This is a genomic window from Marinomonas sp. A3A (genome assembly GCF_018336955.1).
Classification (GTDB): domain Bacteria; phylum Pseudomonadota; class Gammaproteobacteria; order Pseudomonadales; family Marinomonadaceae; genus Marinomonas; species Marinomonas lutimaris.
Genome location: NZ_CP025532.1, coordinates 1,096,262 through 1,113,791, shown reverse-complemented (window position 1 = coordinate 1,113,791; position 17,530 = coordinate 1,096,262). Strand labels below are relative to the sequence as shown.

Here is a 17,530-nt window from a genome sequence, read left to right as displayed (position 1 = left end):
AAATTCGAGGCGCCCATTCTATGGAATGGGCGCTTTGGTTTCAAGTATTTATTGTTATTCAACACATAAAATTCGTTTTATGCGTTCGCTTTTGCAGAAACGACAGAATTAACTTCTTCAACTAAATATTCAACAAGCTCATCGACAGTATCATCATCTCGACCTTCGACCATAACTCTAATCAAAGGCTCAGTACCAGAGGCCCTAAGCAATACACGCCCCAAGCCATTTAAACGCTCGTTTGCCACCGCGATTGCCTTTTGCAAAGCAGGCTCTTCATTTGGAATAAAGCGCTTAGCCACACGGATGTTTTTCAATTTTTGCGGGAATTTAACCAAACCAACTAAAAGTTCATCGAGCGCCTTACCCTCTTCAACCATGGCGCGAAGCACCTGAAGCGCAGCAATGATACCATCGCCTGTTGTCGTAATTGAACGACACACGATATGGCCAGATGGCTCACCACCCAACACCCAACCATGCTGCATCAACTTTTCATTCACATAACGATCTCCAACCGCAGCACGACTAAAACCAATACCCGTTTCAGAGAAAGCCAACTCCAAACCAAAGTTACTCATCAGAGTACCAACAACACCACCACTAAAACGCCCAGTACGCATCAAATGATTAGCGATAATATATAAAATATCATCACCATCGCGCACTACACCGTGACGATCGACCAATATCAAGCGATCACCATCACCATCCAGAGCAATACCAAGGTCAGCCTCTTCCGCCAAGACATTTTTGCGCAACAACTCAGGCTTAGTTGCCCCACTAAATTCATTAATATTCAAACCGTCAGGATTAACACCAATAGGAACAACTTCCGCACCCAACTCAGAGAATACTCGAGGGGCTACGTGATAAGTAGCACCATCAGCACAGTCAACAACAATCTTAAGACCACTTAACTGCAAGCCAATAGGAAATGTACCTTTACAATATTCGATATAACGCCCAGCAGCATCATCAATACGCTTAGCTCTACCTATAAGACTAGACTCAACCACTACCATTGGCTGCTCAAGAAAGTATTCGATGCGCTCCTCTATCTCATCAGAGATTTTGCCACCTTCAGCAGAAAAGAACTTAATGCCGTTATCCGTATAAGGATTATGAGATGCACTAATAACAATACCCGCACTTGCACGAAATGTACGTGTTAAATAGGCAATTGCAGGTGTAGGCATAGGGCCAACCAAACGCACATCCGCTCCTGCAGCAACAATGCCAGACTCAAGCGCAGATTCGAACATATAGCCAGAAATACGAGTATCTTTGCCTATCAGGATTTTTTTATCATTTTCTTTAAAAACTTGGCCAGCCGCCCAACCAAGCTTAAGCATAAACTCTGGCGTAATTGGTGTCGTACCGACTTTTCCACGAATTCCATCTGTACCAAAATACTTACGCATTAAATCTCTCTCTCAATACGAGACATTAACGCCAACATTTCAACATGCGGCCTAACGTCATGAACTCTAAAAATACGAGCACCCTTCAAGTAAGCAGAAGCATTTGCTCCCATAGTGCCATATAAGCGCTCTTCAACAGGCAAACCTAAAGCCTCTCCTATCATAGTCTTTCTCGATAGACCGATAAGAACCTCAAAACCCATACCTTTGAACACTTCAGTGTGCTTCAGCAACAATAAATTATGCGCTAGCGTTTTCCCAAACCCAATACCAGGATCCAAAATAAGGCGAGAACGGTGAATCCCCATCAACTCGCACTGAACTACTCTTGACATCAAATAGCTCATCACATCATCAACTACTGATACATAATCAGGTCGATCCTGCATCGTTTGTGGCATACCTTTCATGTGCATCAAACAAATGGGCAAATTAGTTTCAGCTGCAGCCAGCAAAGCCCCTTCGCGCTCAAGCGCCCTAACATCGTTTATCAACCCCATTCCAAGCAGAGCGGCTCCCCGAATAACCTCTGTCGTACTAGTATCTACAGACACAACAATATCGAAGCGTTTTTTTATTGCTTCAACAATAGGCAATACACGATCCAACTCTTGCTGAATAGAAACAGGCGCCGCACCGGGACGAGTTGACTCTCCGCCAACATCAATAATACTAGCACCTTCTTGAATCATCTTTTCAGATTGACGCAAAGCGGCATCTAAGGAGTTAAAAGCACCGCCATCAGAAAACGAATCCGGCGTAACATTTAATATCCCCATTACATGAGGAAGGGACAAGTCTAGCGACTTGTCCCCAAAAGGCATTAACGACATGAAAAAACCATATCAAAAAATTAACAGTTCGAAGTTACTCACCTGCAGGCTTAGGCGAAGTCTGACCTGAGTCAGAATCAAGATCACCTGACTCCACCTCACCTTCAGTAGAGCCAACATCAGATGAAGCAACAACGCCATCGTTCACTTTATCTGCATCATCACCTTTCGGAGCATTAGCACCAGGATCAGACCAACCCTCAGGAGCAGAAGGCTTCTTACCATCCATAATTTCTTTAATTTGCTTAGCATCAATTGTCTCATACTGCATCAAGGCTTCCGCCATCACATCCAGCTTAGGACGATTCTCAACTAATATAGTTGTCGCTTTTTCATAGCAACGACTAATAATGTCTTGAACTTCAGCATCAATAATCTTGCCGGTTTCAGGTGAAAAATAGTTTGCTTTGCTTCCAGTTGGCCCAGAAATATAGCCACCACTATTATCATCTTCTTCATATGCGAATGGACCAAGTTTTTCCGACAAGCCCCATTTAGTCACCATATTACGAGCAATACTCGTAGCACGTTCAATATCATTTGATGCGCCCGTAGAAACACCATCAAAGCCATGAATCATTTCTTCAGCAATACGACCACCGTACAAACTACAAACCTGACTTTCAAGACCGCGCTTACTAATACTGTATTTATCCTCTTCAGGTAAATACATAGTGACACCAAGAGCTCGACCTCGAGGAATAATCGACACTTTGTAAACCGGATCATGCTCAGGCATCAAGTAACCAATAATAGTATGACCAGCTTCATGGTAAGCAGTATTAAGCTTTTCTTTATCGCTCATCACCATGGTTTTACGTTCAGCACCCATGAGGATTTTATCTTTCGCTAACTCAAGTTGTTCCATATTCACTAATCTACGATTAGAGCGAGCCGCAAACAATGCTGCCTCGTTGACCAAGTTAGCTAAATCCGCACCAGAGAAACCTGGCGTACCACGGGCAATGTTTTTTGGCTCAACATCATCATCGCAAGGCACTTTGCGCAAATGCACTTTTAGAATCTGTTCACGACCACGAATATCTGGCAAACCTACCTGTACTTGACGGTCAAAACGACCAGGACGAAGCAAAGCTGGATCCAATACGTCTGGACGGTTTGTCGCAGCTATAACAATAATACCTTCGTTACCTTCAAAACCATCCATTTCAACCAATAACTGGTTCAATGTTTGCTCACGCTCATCGTTGCCACCGCCCATACCGGAACCACGGTTACGACCCACGGCATCAATCTCATCAATGAAGATGATGCATGGTGCATGTTTTTTAGCTTGTTCAAACATGTCACGGACACGAGAAGCACCAACACCAACAAACATTTCAACGAAGTCAGAACCAGAAATAGTAAAGAACGGCACTTTTGCTTCACCAGCAATCGCCTTAGCAAGCAAGGTTTTACCTGTACCTGGAGGCCCGCACATCAAGATACCACGAGGAATTTTACCACCTAGGCGCTGAAATTTACTCGGCTCACGAAGGAAGTCCACCAACTCAGATGTGTCTTCTTTTGCCTCATCACAACCAGCAACATCTGCAAAAGTTGTTTTAATCTGATCTTCAGGTAAAAGTCGTGCTTTAGACTTACCAAAAGACATTGGACCACCCTTACCACCGCCACCGCCTTGCATTTGGCGCATGAAAAACATGAAAATAGCAAGAATAAGAAGAATAGGAAAACTGGCAACTAATAGTTGAGTCCAAATACTTTGCTGCTCAGGCATACGCCCTTCAACAACAACATTATTACTAAGCAAATCATCCATTATTTTTGGATCAGCTGCCGCAGGACGCACTGTATCAAAAGTGTCGCCACTAGTTCGGCTGCCGCTAATGGTGTAACCATCAACAACTACTTTAGCTATACGCCCATCTTGGACCTCTTTCACAAACTCAGAATAAGAAATTCGATTTGTGTCAGATGTCGTATTAAAGTTATTAAACACAGTTAGTAGTACAGCAGCTATTACCAACCACAACAGTATATTTTTCAGCATATCGTTCAAGAGCACACCTCTTAACGGTTATTTTAAATGTCTCTGGCAATCATACCAGAACATATCCCATTAACCTTTATATTGTCTTCCTAATAAGTAAACTTCGCGACTTCTTGCTCGCGACGCATCCGGCTTACGTGTCACCACAGAATCAAATTGAGCCCGCATGGTTTTGAGATATTCTTCAAATCCCTCCCCCTGAAACACTTTTACCAGAAAATTCCCACCTGGACGTAGCACTTGAGACGCCATATCCAAAGCAAGTTCTACAAGATACATAGCTTGTGGCTGATCAGAAGAACTGTTACCACTCATATTGGGGGCCATATCCGAAATTACAAGATCTGCTTTCTTATCTCCAATTTCAGCCAAAATCGCCTCGTACACTTCTTGCTCAGTAAAATCCCCCTGAACAAAACTTACACCAGGCAAAGGCGCCATCTCTAAAATATCAGAAGCCACAATAGTCCCGTTATCACCCACCAGCTTTGCCGCCACTTGAGACCAACCACCAGGAGCAGCACCAAGATCAACAACACGCATCGCAGGTCTAAATAACTTGTCCTTGTCATTAATCTCTATGAGCTTATAACTCGCTCTAGAGCGATAACCATCTTGTTGGGATTTTTTGACATACGGATCGTCAAAATGTTCCTTCATCCAATTATTACTACTTTTTGATCTTGCCACGTTTTCATCATACCTAAATCAGTCAATATTCCGCTATAATATCGCTTAACCTCTTAAGCCTCCAATAAAGAGGGTCAACTAATATGAGAAATTTTTACTATGAGTCTTACAAACGCCCAAAAAAAGCAATATCGCCTAATCGGCCACGCACTTAATCCTGTGGTTATGATTGCGGGCAACGGTTTAACAGAAACAGTTCTCACTGAAATCGATCGTGCTCTTGAAGATCACGAGCTGATTAAAATACGCATCAGCATTACGGACCGCGAAGTTCGCACCGCACTGATTGAAGAAATTAATAAAATAATGAAGTCTGAAACCGTGCAAACCATTGGTAAAGTAGCGCTTTTCTACCGCGCTGCTTTAAAACCAAACCCAAAATTGTCTAACTTACTTCGTTAAAAAAACTTAGAGATAGTCTTTTTTGAGTAAAAAACAGACTATCTCTAAACTCTTCAAAAATACGGCCGATACCTTTGACAGCTAACAAAGGAGTCGTACCATGCTATTTATAGAGGCACTCAATAGAGCCAGCACTCAGCCGAATGAGAAAAAGTTGATTTCTAGAGCCAAATATCGCCCTATAATCAGCAATAAAGACTCTGTCGACTTAAGCTCTGCCGCACACCAAGTAAAGGAAATACATTTAGATAGCCAAACCAAATCACCACTCACTGCATCAACAAGTGTTTTTGCCAACCTTATTGAGCACGTATTGAGCCATCTTATAAACACCAATGCGCACTTACACTCCCCAGAAGAGCTTAATTTAGACACAAAAGACTGGAAACTCTTTCTACAAGTCCCACCAATGACAAAAGAGAAGGACAACAAATCAGTAGAATATGTTGCACCAGAAGTGTTGCAGCGGCCACCAGCTAAACAACTTATATTCCATATTCCAGTAAAGCCGTCATACGGCATCCCTATAGAAATGACACTATTGCTGTCGCCTCATAACGGCTCACCTGAAGCACCAAGCATCTTCTACACTTTCCCTAAGGAAAACTGGTTGCCAGTATTACGTACACCCTACCCACCAGAATTTCTTGAACAGCAAATCACTCATTATCACATACTGCTTGATCAAGATGGCGAACCAGACCAGCTATCCTCCCTCTACACGCACATTAATCAAAGCAGAGTGATGAGCGAAGACACATTTTCATCACAAACTTTCGGCCTACGTATTTGGAGAGCAAAGAACAACACCTTAACACCTGTTGTTTTAGGGGATAGTCAGATTGGCTTATTATTTGTTGGCCATTTCAAACCAATTGAAGGCAATCCGATCAGCGAAGAAGAAAGAGCCCGGCAAGCGAGCAACCTTTATACAAAGGCCTAAGTCGCATTTCATGCAATAAAAAACCCTTCATGCAATTCGCATGAAGGGTTTATTTTTTATCGACGAACTTAATGAACTTTTAAGGCCGAGTGCTAAACACTAAAGCTCGCACCACAACCACATGTAGAGGTGGCATTAGGGTTTTGCACTACGAAGCGCGAACCTTCTAAGTTTTCTTTATAGTCCACTTCCGATCCAACAAGATACTGGAAGCTTAACGGATCAACAACCAAAGTGACTCCATTACGCTTTACTTCTGTATCGTCTTCTTGATGCTCTTCATCAAACGTAAAACCATACTGAAAGCCGGAACAACCGCCCCCCGTCACATAAACACGCAACATGAGTCGATCATTTTCTTCTTCTTCAATTAACGATTGCAGCTTTGCCGCTGCAGCGTCTGTAAATTCAATAGGATCAATCGATTCAACCATGCTCATTCCACTACCACTAAAACCATTTCGATAAATGAATTATCCGCTTATCCGAGTAATTTAGTCAAGTATTGATCAGTGCTCACGAGTAGAACGGAAACGCACCTGAGGCCATTTCTCTTCCGCCATCATCAAATTCACTCGCGTTGGTGCCAGATAAGTTAAATGGCCACCACCATCAATGGCTAAGTTATCACGACATTTGTTCTTAAATTCTTCAAACTTCTTAGCATCGTCACATTCAACCCAACGAGCCGTATTAACGTTAACAGGCTCGTAAATACATTCCACCTTGTATTCATCTTTTAAGCGATAAGCAACAACTTCATATTGCAACTGACCAACAGCACCAACAATAAGTTCGTTGTTACGTTGAGGCATAAACAGCTGGGTAGAGCCTTCTTCAGAAAGCTGCTGCAAGCCTTTTTGCAAGGCTTTCATTTTCATCGGATCTTTTAAGCGTACACGGCGGAATAACTCAGGCGCAAAATGAGGAATACCAGTGAACTTTAAATCCTCACCTTCCGTAAAAGTATCACCTATCTGAATCGTACCATGGTTATGCAAACCGATAATGTCACCAGAGAAAGCCTCTTCAACACCCTCACGATCACCTGCTGTGAAAGATACCGCATCAGTCACCTTAATATCTTTACCAATACGGCAATGACGCATTTTCATACCACGATTATATGTCCCTGAGCACACTCTCATAAACGCAATACGGTCACGGTGCTTAGGATCCATGTTAGCCTGGATTTTAAAAATAAAACCGGAAAACTTTTCTTCCTTTGCTTCAACTTTACGGCTATTGGTTTCGCGATCAATAGGAGCTGGCGCCCATTCCACAAAACCATCGAGCATTTCACGAACACCAAAATTAGAAAGCGCAGTACCGAAAAATACTGGCGTCAACTCACCTGCTAAATAAGCAGCATGATCAAATTCATGACTCGCACCACGAACCAGTTCGATTTCATCGACATAAGCTTCCCAATCATCACCAAGCAATTCTTTTGCTTCGTCAGACTGTAGACCTTCGATACGAATATCGTCCATCAATGTATGACCACGACCACGAACAAACACATGGATAGTATCTGTATAAAGGTTATAAACCCCCTTAAAGAAATCGCTCATACCAATCGGCCAAGTAATCGGTGCGGCAGCGATTTTTAGGACTTCTTCTACTTCATCTAACAATTCAATCGGATCACGAATATCGCGGTCCATTTTGTTGATGAAAGTCAAAATAGGCGTATCACGTAAACGACAAACGTCCATCAATTTGATAGTTCGGTCCTCTACCCCTTTTGCGCCGTCAATGATCATCAATACAGAATCAACCGCAGTAAGTGTACGGTAAGTATCTTCCGAGAAATCTTCGTGCCCAGGTGTATCAAGCAAATTCACAGTACGATCTTTGTATGGGAACTGCATCACTGAAGAGGTAATTGAGATACCACGCTGCTTCTCCATCGCCATCCAATCAGATGTCGCGTGCTTATCACCTTTACGGCCTTTTACGGAACCCGCTGTTTGAATAAGCTGACCAAGCAACAAAAGCTTTTCAGTGATGGTTGTTTTACCTGCGTCGGGGTGAGATATGATAGCAAAGGTTCTTCGTTCGCTTACTTCGTTGAGAAAATTCTGGTCTGCCATTAAAGTGTTCTTTTAAGTTATACGCGGGTTCTACAAGCACTCGACATAAAAGCCAATACTCAACCCCGTTATGTTAATCGTGATTTCATTACGGCTATTTTCGCTGATCTCGGCCTTATAAACAATCAATGCCTATGGAATTAATCACTATTTAAACTTTCATGCGATAACCACCTAACATCCTCTGCATAGCACAACAGCAGATAATCAACACATACCCACCAAGAAAATCAAAAGTTAAATTTACAAATGATTTGCATTACCATTATTAACAGCAATAAAATAACATCCCGTCAGAATTTCAGTACAAAGCCTCAAATGCGGGTATAAGCACGATAAATCATCGATTTAAAATAGTAGAGCCTTAAAAAATGATAGAGTCTAGAGAACTGCAGTTTAGTATCGGTGACCGTTCACTATTAAAAAACTTTTCAATGTCATTTGAGCCAGGGAAAATTTACGCTCTGGTTGGTCACAATGGTTCTGGCAAATCGACCCTTTTAAAACTCCTTGCTCAGCAACAAAAACCAACAGCTGGCAATATTTTGTTAGACAGCAAATCTATTACTTCTTGGTCTCAAAAAAAATTTGCTCAGCAAATAGCGTACCTTCCTCAACAAACACCTTCTACAGACAGTCTTTCTGGAAGAGATCTTGTTAGCTTTGGTCGCTATCCTTGGCATGGATTACTCGGACGACTAAACAAAGAAGATCAACAATACATTGACGAGGCAATGGAACTAACCGATACAACAGGCTATGCCGATCGGTTGGTTGACACCTTATCAGGAGGTGAGCGCCAGCGCTTATGGTTGGCTATGTTATTGGCCCAACAAACACAATATCTACTTCTCGATGAACCTCTTTCGGCGCTCGATATCGCACACCAAGTTGATATGCTCAATCTCATAAAAACACTCAGTGAAAAACTCAACTTAGGCGTTATTATCGTCATCCACGACATCAATATGGCGGCACGCTTTTGTGACCATATTGTGGCACTTCACAGCGGTGAAATGATTGCTTCGGGCTCTGTAGAGAGCATTTTTAACCAAGATCAATTGCAAAAAATCTATGGTATCAAGATGCATATCTCTGAACACCCAGCCGGCTACCCAGTTGCTATGCCCTACTGATGAAAAAAGACCTTATAACGATGAAACACTCTATGATTTTAATGGTATTTTTTGCTTTTTTCGCATCAAATATTCTTCAAGCAGAACAAACAACGCCACTTAGAGTGATGTCGATTGACTGGACTCAAACTGAAACACTTATCGCGCTTGGTGTAAAACCTATTGCCATGGCACAACAGTCTGGTTACGACGCTTGGGTTAAAGAACCAGCGATCCCGACTACAACCGCAGATGTGGGATTAAGAACCCAACCAAACCTAGAACGACTTTCAGAGCTCAAGCCTAACAAGATTTTCATTTCCCCCATGTTTAGCTCGCTTACCCCTAAGCTTTCCCATATCGCTCCTGTTACTAATATCACCCTTTATAAGCAAGACAACATTTCTTGGGATGGTTTTAAGACCTTCACTCGTAGGCTTGGCGACGAGACAAATACACAAGCAGAAGCAGAAGCCCTGATTTCCTCCTCAGAAAAAAAATTCGCCGACCTAGCCGGTCAAATAGCAAAAGACACACCACCACTACTGATGGTCCAATTTATGGACAGTCGTCATGTCCGAGTTTTTGGTGCAAACAGCATGTATAAAGTTGCAGCGAATAAAATCGGTTTAGAAAGTGCTTGGAAAGAAGAAACCAATGCTTGGGGATTTTCGCTGGTAGGCATAGATAAATTAATGAATACCAAGGGTCAAATCATCATTATTAAACCTTTACCTGTTGGCGTAGAGCAAAACTTACAACAAGATTTATTTTGGCAATATTTAGTGAAGAAATCTGGCCAACCCGCTTTGACTGTAGCGCCCACATGGAGCTTTGGCGCGATCCCATCTACGGTTCGCTTTGCAGAGTTACTCACCAACACTTTAAGCAATAAGGAGAAGCAATAATGCGATTTTTTCCTATTAGCTTTATCACCATATTAACCGCCAGTGTCGCATTACTTATCGGATGGCAATTGTCACTTAATGACACTTTTATCCATAATCTCACAAGTTTAATACAGCCAGATTGGCTCTCGGACAACTCAATAAAGCTTCACTTGACCTGGTGGCCTCGACTCTTTACCACTTTAATTTGTGGTGCCGCATTAGCTATTGCAGGCCTACTAATGCAACAAGTATTAAGAAACCCATTAGCCTCACCAACTACGCTTGGTGTTGCAAGCGGGGCCAGTTTTAGCTTAATGATGGCAACGCTCTATGCGCCATGGTTGATCGAATTGTCTCAAAGTTTAGTCGCACTGGCTGGTGGCTTAATAACCATGGGGATTGTTTTTGCTCTTTCTTGGCGTCGTGCTCTTTCACCTACCATTGTGGTTATATCTGGACTCATCCTTAACCTCTACTTTGGCGCTTTCAGCTCTGTCCTCCTCATCATGAACCAAGAAAAACTCGCGGGACTAATGATCTGGGGTGCAGGTTCGTTAGTGCAAACAGGCTGGGGAAATGTTGCCTATTTGGCACCTAGAATTATCGTACTTATTCTTATTGCCTTCCTTTTCGTTAAGCCTTTAACACTCTTACAACTGTCTGAATCTGGTGCAAAAAGCCTTGGTGTCTCACTCGCTAAATTGAGAGTTATCTGTCTAGGTCTTGCTGTATTATTAACCTCCTTTGTAGTGGCCACCGTTGGCATAATAGGTTTTATTGGGCTTGCCGCACCAGCTATCACACGCCTTATTGGCGTCCATAGATTACTACCGAAATTTCTAGTATCTATGTTTATTGGCGCATTTTTATTAACCCTGACTGATTTGCTGATACAACGCTTACCTGGCCTCATGTCGATCATGCTTCCAACAGGCGCCGCAACGGCTGCTCTCGGTGCGCCACTCATGTTGTGGTTATTACCAAAACTGACAATGCGCAGCCAAGCACATACCGAAACGGTTTTAACTCGCCACAGCGAACAAGGACGATACCTGAGCAAATACACCATCTGGATTGCTCTTAGTAGTGTTTTGATCGGGTTCTTTGTTTTTTCAAGCCTGTCTATTGGCAATCAAGGCTGGAGCTGGATATTCACCACAAAGGATTGGCCTGTATTAGAGTGGCGACTGCCTCGATTACTAGCTGCCATTCTAGCTGGCGCCATGCTGGCAACAGCTGGAACCATTATTCAACGTCTAAGTGGCAACCCAATGGCAAGCCCAGAAGTCATTGGCATAAGTTCAGGAACAGCTCTTGGCGTTATTGCTGTGCTATTTTCTGGTCTGAGCGCAAGCTTAACCGGAATGTATGTTGGCGGTTTAATTGGTGCTCTATGCGCTGTTGGTTTAATCATATTACTCAACCGGAAAACCGGCTTCCAACCAGAAAAAGTGCTATTAACAGGTGTTGCTATAACCGCATTAATGGGAGCGGTACAAAGCATCGTTTTGGCTGGTGGCGACCCAAGAAGCTATCAGTTACTTGGCTGGCTGGCTGGCACAACGTATTACGTTACGACTGATGCCCTCATTCCACTAACAACGATTACATTTATCTTTATCTCTATTGGTTTTCTCTGCCATCGTTGGCTGGATATTTTGCCGTTAGGCGAAGCCAGTGCTCGAGCTTTAGGAGTAAATGTCTCTCGATCAAGAATGCTACTGTTATTGCTCGTTTCAGGACTAACAGTTAGCGCAACGTTAGTAGTTGGCCCTCTTAGCTTCATCGGCCTAATGGCACCACACCTAGCTCGTTTATTGGGATTTAGCCGTGCCAAAGAACATCTGATTGCCTCTATTCTGGTTGGCAGTACATTAATGCTTTTCTCTGATTGGCTTGGTCGTCAGATACTTTATCCTGAGGACATTCCAACCGGTATGGTTGCTTCTATTATCGGCGGGCTCTATTTGATGTGGGGGCTGAAAAGACTCTAAATTACAATTGAAAAATTCTCTTTGATCATTCAGAGCCACAAACTTGTTAAAGAGTTAATGCTCGCTAAAGCAGGCGATATTCAGACTAAGGGGCTCTGGACATCAAATTATTATCACTGTTTCAGCGGTTGTCAGATTGAAGTCACCAACAAAACTAACTTGTTAATTGCTCACAAAGGGACTGCCAAGAACAACGAAAACTCCCCATTCCCGTCACAAGAGAAATTTCACCAGATAACAAATTTGAGTCAGTAACAGCATGCCAATGCAAAATTTTCTGCTGATCTAGTACCGTTTTAACACTATCGAACAATTCAGGAGAACACAAAAGGGTCCCATTATGTGATTGACGCTGAACCTTCACAAGCTGCCTTACAAGAACTTGCGCCTTTTCCTGATGTCCTGCTTGCCCCATAAATTGCAGGAGTGCTTCATTCAAAACCACTGTTGCACTCTTCTCAATATCATCCCACAACTTCTCCTTTTGTTGATTCAACTCTGCAATAAGCTGATTCAACTCACGCCAAGCCTCCTGCTCTATTTCTTGCCGGACAAGTAAAGCTTGCTCATTTGCTTCCTTTTCAGCCTGTTGGCGAATATGCTCTGCTTGCTCCAATGCTTCATCCAATATGTTCTGAGCACGTTGTTGGGCATTAGCGATGATATCGTCAACAGTAAGACACACGTTTATATCTTGGGCTTTAAGCAAAGACAACACCGCGTCATCATTTTTCGAGAGGTTAAACTGCCGTTTCACAAATGACATTTTTTTATTCCTTACCAGTATCGGCAGCATGATCATCTAACGATTGGTTAACAGATTGCAGTTGTGATACCCGCCACATCACCGCATGCCAGAGCTGATTTAAACGCTTCTCAGGAAGCTCTAAAAAAGGTTCTACTGATAAAGAGTCTACAAGGCCTTTATCGTAAAAAAGACGCAGTCTCTGCCAAGTAATAGGAGACACCCACTGACGCATAAGCAACAACCCAACCTGCTCAACTAGTAGTAATTTCCATGAGGTTACAGACCATTTCCCAGGTGTAAGCGCTTTAGCTATATGACGCCCCCATTTAATATCGTCATTTTCCAAGTCAGCCCTACCTATCTCAGGTATTACAATTTCAGCTGCTAACTTTAGCGCATATGAGCGAGCCTTATCGTTCATCATAAGCCAATATTGCAGTGCCTCTCCTGGCTCCGACGGGATACTATCTTCAATAGAAAAAACTGAGCGCATGCATTCGGAAGGAAATTGCTCCCTGCGCCAGCTACCTTGCTTCTTCCATTCTTCAGGAACACATACCTCCCAACTAGGATGCATGCTAACCCAAGGAGACTGCCAAATTCTCAGCCATGCTAAAAAGCAAGATGGAAAAGGGTCATACAATTCGGACATAGCATATGACTCCAGACTAACTACGAGACAAAATAGCGCGACGCCATTGTGGGTTCAGCAACACAGCCAAACCTGCAACCAGTAATACAAAGAATACGCTCCCCCCTACAAGCAAAACTTGCCAGAAACTGACATCTTCTTGTGCCAAAAGAAAAGGGCCAAGATATACAAGTTGTTGCTGCTCCTGATAAGCTTTAGCGGGGACAAATACAACGCTCATTTTTTCTTCTTTTTCAGATAATCCAGGAATACTAGTTCGAACAAGTCTCTCTATTCGTGGCCTGATGACATCTGGATCAAGGTCTTCTCTATGCTTAATAAAAACCGCTGCGGAAGCTGGCTGGACAGGCTCTCCTGGTGCGATGCGTTCTGGTAATACAACGTGCACTCTCGCTACTAAAACACCATCTATTTGTGACAAAGTAGATTCTAGTTCTTGCGACAATGCGTAAATATAACGAGCTCTCTCCTCAAGAGGGGAAGAAATAACACCTTCCTTGCGAAAAATATCTCCCATATTAGAGCGTGCTTCCTTAGGTAAACCAGCAGCATCGAGAATACGAACCGCACGAGCCATATCTGATCCACCTACCGTCACAGATACACCTTCTTTAGTGATCACTTTTTCGGCTTCGATATGCTTTTCCGCTAGTTGAGCAATAACATCATTTGCATCTGATTCACTCAACTGGCGGTGGAGCTCGACATTTTTTTCGCAACCTGTAAGAAAAAGAAGAACGAACAACAGGGCCCCTTTAATAAGATAGTACCTCATAGAAATACCCTTATTTCTTATTGAAGGCTGGTTAATTTTTCTACGGCCTGCGTACCTTTACTGATCAACTTAGTTGTAAGTAAACTCTCCAAATAGAATGAAGAAAGTGCTCGGTTTGCTTGAACAACGTCTTGTGCATCATTGGACTTAGAGGCTTTTTTTAGTGCTCGATCCGCGTCATTTGATAACTTTTGCAAATGTTCAGATGAGCCTGACAACTGCCCAACAATACGCTCGGCAACGTTACCTGTTTCAGTTGTTTTTTGATTCTGCTGAAACGCTGCACTAAACCAACTAGCATCGGTCTGATTCGCCTCTACAGGCTTACTTTGTGTCACGCTCGCTGAATAATTAGCAGAACTAGTTTCTATACTCTGAATTGATTTAACAGACATCATGCTCTCCTGCCATTTTAAAAAGCGGGCAATGAAAAAATCATTGCCAGCTACTTTATGCTCAGTACTTTTTCCACAAAGCTACTTAGAAACCTTATGCATTGCTTCATTAACAATCGCGTCAGAAAGCATCATGGCATCCATATCAATCTGTTGATCACCAGTGCTCTTGCCTTCCATCACACCTTTAACAGCTTCCATTGCTTGCTTAAAGCGACCTATCTCTTCCGAGTTAAAGTCTTTTCCACGTTCGATTCGACTAGCCCAACCACCACGAGGCTGCTCTCCAAACTTATCGGTATGTTGATCCATGAATTTACCGATATCCTTAGCCATATCTTTATCTTCTTTACTAAAAGAAAAACGCTCGCCACCATGAGATGAGTTTTTCTCACTAGAGCGAAATCCACTTTCTTTTATATCGATAGAATCGACTGCTGTTTTACCCAAATGGGAAACAAAGTCTCCTCCCATTGAGAAGCCGTTACGGCTTGCAGGAGACATATCTCCTAAGCCTAATCCACCACCGATTCCAGAATTGCCAATAGAAGAACTACCGAAGCCTGCACCACCAAAACCACCGACACCGCCAAAGCCTGACCCACCTAAACCGCCAATAGCATTACCTAAGCCGCCCATTGCACCACCAGCCATACCGCCAAGAGCCCCACCTAAAGTATCTCCAACCATACCACCGACAGCGCTACCCAATGGCCCCCCAACACTACCTAAAACAGAACCAGCCATGCCACCAGCAAGCCCTCCGAGCCCACCCATAGAACCACCAATTCCACCTAATATTTGCTGCAGTCCACCAGTAATAGCCGTGCTTAATGCATCCTTCAAGCCGCTTGTAAAATCCTTAAGCTCGCTGCCACTTAGATAGTTGTCTTCTGACATTTCATCCTGCCAGTTACGCACGTTACCTGTAGCATCATGTGGACCATTGTATTTACTCGCATTTTGGTCCATAAATTTAGCAATCATATCCATCATTGGATTATTGCCAGCATTATTGAAGGTTGCCCCATCGCCTTTTTTCTGTAGTAGTGAATCTATTAGCAAATCCGCTAACATACCTACTAGTGCATCAGCACCCTGATTAGGAGAGTTGTTCCCGGTAGGTTTATTGAAATCGGCAATACCCTTGTTGTTACCGCCACCCACACCCTGACCAGCCATAAAACCGCCAGACTGATTTAAAGGAATACTAATGGTTAATTTTGCTTCTATCATACTCACCTCTGCATTTTGTTAGACTGCCTATAAAACCCGCTCAACAAACAGGATTGATAGGAAATTGAAAGATGACTTAGACCAATACACAGATATAAGTCATTCTTTCATAGATCCACAATTAATTAGTAGTTGATGGCTTTACCACTTTGAGTCGCGGCGTTATTCGCTTTATTGGCAGAGTCAACATAGCCATTCATAATGCTATTCACTGTATCTGTCTTCATTTTGTCTGACTGAGCCTGAGCATTCATTTTTGTCGTTTCTGCTGACGTCTTATCCAGTAGTTGCAAAGCATCTTGAGAAGCTTGAAGACCAGAACCACCTATACCACCTAAACCACTTAGTAAATTACTCATAACAATATCCACCTTAAAAATTAATTAGTTAAAAAATGAGAGCACATCTTTATGTCTCGCTAAACTAAGTGGCAGAGATCCATATTCGGTTCCTAGATTTTTTTGTTCTATATTTTAAAAGCTCAATATTCCATCAATTGGAACCAATCCTTCTTTCTTAGCCACTCACTGGATGTGATGGTTTATCTATTACAAACAACCTCATTAGCTATATCGGAGTGAAAGGATTACTCAGTTACCATAATGAAGTTAGAACTATGGTTACTCTCCCCTAACACTCGCCACTTTTTTATCCATATAGGAGATAAAATATGACTATTTCATCGGGGTGCATGCCACCACCACAAAACTGGAACAACCAGGGTCCTTCAGCTCAAGCAGGAAAACTAGAAATCACCTTTAGTTTTTCAATGGGTAAAGAAAATCAGATATCAAATCAACCTAAGAATGGATGTACATCAGATCAATTTAATGACGATTATCTTTACGGTGGCTGTCAGGACAACAATGCAAAATCAAGCTCTGGTAGAGATTCAGGACTTGGCGGTGGCTCAGGGCTTGGCGGTGGTTCAGGACTTGGCGGTGGCTCAAGAGTCGAAGGTCAAACAGGCACAGACAGCGTTTCTGGGGCGCCCAACTTTGATTCTATTGAAAATGATATGAAACAACGTAGCCTAGAATTACAAAAGCAAACCTTAGAATCATTAGAACTTCTCGACCATTCCATGGCCGAAACCATACGAATGGCTAGTATTGCTCAATCAGAAAAGTTAATCGTTGATACAAGAAACTCAATAACAAATGGCTACGTAGATTCTGCCAATAAAGCCAACAATGCCAACACCCAAAATGGTAAAGGTATTAATTTCTAAACACCGTATGCCAGCCTCTGGCTGGCGCTTTCTCCTGTAAAACCTAAGTTCGTCTATTCATAAGCCAACCTTACACTCCACGTATCACT

18 protein-coding genes are annotated in these 17,530 nt (G+C 42.7%); 6 read left to right on the top strand and 12 right to left on the bottom strand.

Annotated elements, in window-relative coordinates:
* Nucleotides 1-77 precede the first annotated feature (77 nt).
* The 4 genes from glmM to rlmE are packed head-to-tail and all read right to left on the bottom strand — an operon-like array spanning nucleotide 78 to nucleotide 4,964.
* Nucleotides 78-1,424 (bottom strand): phosphoglucosamine mutase, encoded by a 1,347-nt coding sequence (glmM, locus tag CYL31_RS05150; RefSeq protein ID WP_212917892.1) that lies wholly within the window; start codon nucleotides 1,422-1,424, stop codon nucleotides 78-80.
* On the bottom strand, nucleotides 1,424-2,257 hold the full coding sequence (gene folP, locus CYL31_RS05145) for a dihydropteroate synthase (RefSeq protein ID WP_212917891.1): 834 nt from the start codon (nucleotides 2,255-2,257) through the stop codon (nucleotides 1,424-1,426). Before folP ends, glmM begins: the two co-directional genes overlap by 1 nt.
* A 34-nt stretch (nucleotides 2,258-2,291) precedes the next feature.
* Nucleotides 2,292-4,283, bottom strand: a complete 1,992-nt coding sequence (gene ftsH / locus CYL31_RS05140; protein WP_212917890.1) for an ATP-dependent zinc metalloprotease FtsH — start codon at nucleotides 4,281-4,283, stop codon at nucleotides 2,292-2,294.
* A 60-nt stretch (nucleotides 4,284-4,343) separates the two neighbouring features.
* A complete protein-coding gene (rlmE, locus tag CYL31_RS05135; protein WP_212917889.1) occupies nucleotides 4,344-4,964 on the bottom strand; it encodes a 23S rRNA (uridine(2552)-2'-O)-methyltransferase RlmE in 621 nt (206 codons plus the stop codon).
* 99 nt (nucleotides 4,965-5,063) lie between these two features.
* On the opposite strand from rlmE, the gene CYL31_RS05130 reads away from it, so the two are divergent.
* The gene (locus CYL31_RS05130; protein WP_012068736.1) at nucleotides 5,064-5,366 is read left to right on the top strand and encodes a YhbY family RNA-binding protein; all 303 of its coding nucleotides are present in this window, start codon (nucleotides 5,064-5,066) and stop codon (nucleotides 5,364-5,366) included.
* Nucleotides 5,367-5,466: 100 nt separating this feature from the next.
* Nucleotides 5,467-6,309, top strand: coding sequence for a hypothetical protein (locus CYL31_RS05125; protein ID WP_212917888.1), 843 nt, complete (start codon nucleotides 5,467-5,469; stop codon nucleotides 6,307-6,309).
* A gap of 92 nt (nucleotides 6,310-6,401) precedes the next feature.
* On the opposite strand, the gene erpA is transcribed toward CYL31_RS05125, so the two are convergent.
* Both erpA and CYL31_RS05115 read right to left on the bottom strand, forming a co-directional pair.
* Entirely contained in the window at nucleotides 6,402-6,749 is a 348-nt protein-coding gene (erpA, locus tag CYL31_RS05120; protein WP_072840290.1) for an iron-sulfur cluster insertion protein ErpA, read from the bottom strand.
* A gap of 69 nt (nucleotides 6,750-6,818) precedes the next feature.
* Nucleotides 6,819-8,405, bottom strand: coding sequence for a peptide chain release factor 3 (locus tag CYL31_RS05115; protein ID WP_212917887.1), 1,587 nt, complete (start codon nucleotides 8,403-8,405; stop codon nucleotides 6,819-6,821).
* A gap of 371 nt (nucleotides 8,406-8,776) precedes the next feature.
* Here CYL31_RS05115 and CYL31_RS05110 point away from each other — a divergent pair, with 371 nt between their 5' ends.
* From CYL31_RS05110 to fhuB, 3 genes are read left to right on the top strand one after another with little or no spacing between them, the layout of a single operon-like run.
* Nucleotides 8,777-9,541: an ABC transporter ATP-binding protein gene (locus CYL31_RS05110; RefSeq protein ID WP_212917886.1), complete on the top strand. Its 765-nt coding sequence runs from the start codon at nucleotides 8,777-8,779 to the stop codon at nucleotides 9,539-9,541.
* 20 nt (nucleotides 9,542-9,561) lie between these two features.
* Nucleotides 9,562-10,428, top strand: coding sequence for an iron-siderophore ABC transporter substrate-binding protein (locus tag CYL31_RS05105; RefSeq protein ID WP_249411700.1), 867 nt, complete (start codon nucleotides 9,562-9,564; stop codon nucleotides 10,426-10,428).
* On the top strand, nucleotides 10,428-12,404 hold the full coding sequence (fhuB, locus tag CYL31_RS05100; RefSeq protein ID WP_212917884.1) for a Fe(3+)-hydroxamate ABC transporter permease FhuB: 1,977 nt from the start codon (nucleotides 10,428-10,430) through the stop codon (nucleotides 12,402-12,404). The genes CYL31_RS05105 and fhuB overlap by 1 nt, the downstream gene beginning before the upstream one ends.
* A 154-nt stretch (nucleotides 12,405-12,558) precedes the next feature.
* Here fhuB and CYL31_RS05095 read toward each other — a convergent pair whose 3' ends face one another.
* The 6 genes from CYL31_RS05095 to CYL31_RS05070 form a co-directional block, all read right to left on the bottom strand.
* Complete coding sequence (locus tag CYL31_RS05095; RefSeq protein ID WP_212917883.1) at nucleotides 12,559-13,170, bottom strand: HrpE/YscL family type III secretion apparatus protein; 612 nt, start codon at nucleotides 13,168-13,170, stop codon at nucleotides 12,559-12,561.
* Between the two features lie 4 nt (nucleotides 13,171-13,174).
* Nucleotides 13,175-13,804 carry a hypothetical protein gene (locus tag CYL31_RS05090; protein WP_212917882.1) on the bottom strand — a complete coding sequence of 210 codons (630 nt, stop codon included), beginning with the start codon at nucleotides 13,802-13,804 and terminating at the stop codon, nucleotides 13,175-13,177.
* Nucleotides 13,805-13,820: 16 nt separating this feature from the next.
* Nucleotides 13,821-14,549 (bottom strand): type III secretion system inner membrane ring lipoprotein SctJ, encoded by a 729-nt coding sequence (gene sctJ / locus CYL31_RS05085; protein WP_249411699.1) that lies wholly within the window; start codon nucleotides 14,547-14,549, stop codon nucleotides 13,821-13,823.
* Nucleotides 14,550-14,596: 47 nt separating this feature from the next.
* The gene (gene sctI / locus CYL31_RS05080) at nucleotides 14,597-14,974 is read right to left on the bottom strand and encodes a type III secretion system inner rod subunit SctI (protein ID WP_212917880.1); all 378 of its coding nucleotides are present in this window, start codon (nucleotides 14,972-14,974) and stop codon (nucleotides 14,597-14,599) included.
* A gap of 81 nt (nucleotides 14,975-15,055) precedes the next feature.
* Nucleotides 15,056-16,210 (bottom strand): hypothetical protein, encoded by a 1,155-nt coding sequence (locus CYL31_RS20800; RefSeq protein ID WP_212917879.1) that lies wholly within the window; start codon nucleotides 16,208-16,210, stop codon nucleotides 15,056-15,058.
* A 125-nt stretch (nucleotides 16,211-16,335) separates the two neighbouring features.
* Nucleotides 16,336-16,569: a type III secretion system major pilin HrpA gene (locus CYL31_RS05070; protein WP_212917878.1), complete on the bottom strand. Its 234-nt coding sequence runs from the start codon at nucleotides 16,567-16,569 to the stop codon at nucleotides 16,336-16,338.
* A gap of 311 nt (nucleotides 16,570-16,880) precedes the next feature.
* On the opposite strand from CYL31_RS05070, the gene CYL31_RS05065 reads away from it, so the two are divergent.
* Complete coding sequence (locus CYL31_RS05065; RefSeq protein ID WP_212917877.1) at nucleotides 16,881-17,441, top strand: type III secretion system major pilin HrpA; 561 nt, start codon at nucleotides 16,881-16,883, stop codon at nucleotides 17,439-17,441.
* The last annotated feature ends 89 nt before the right edge of the window (nucleotides 17,442-17,530 follow it).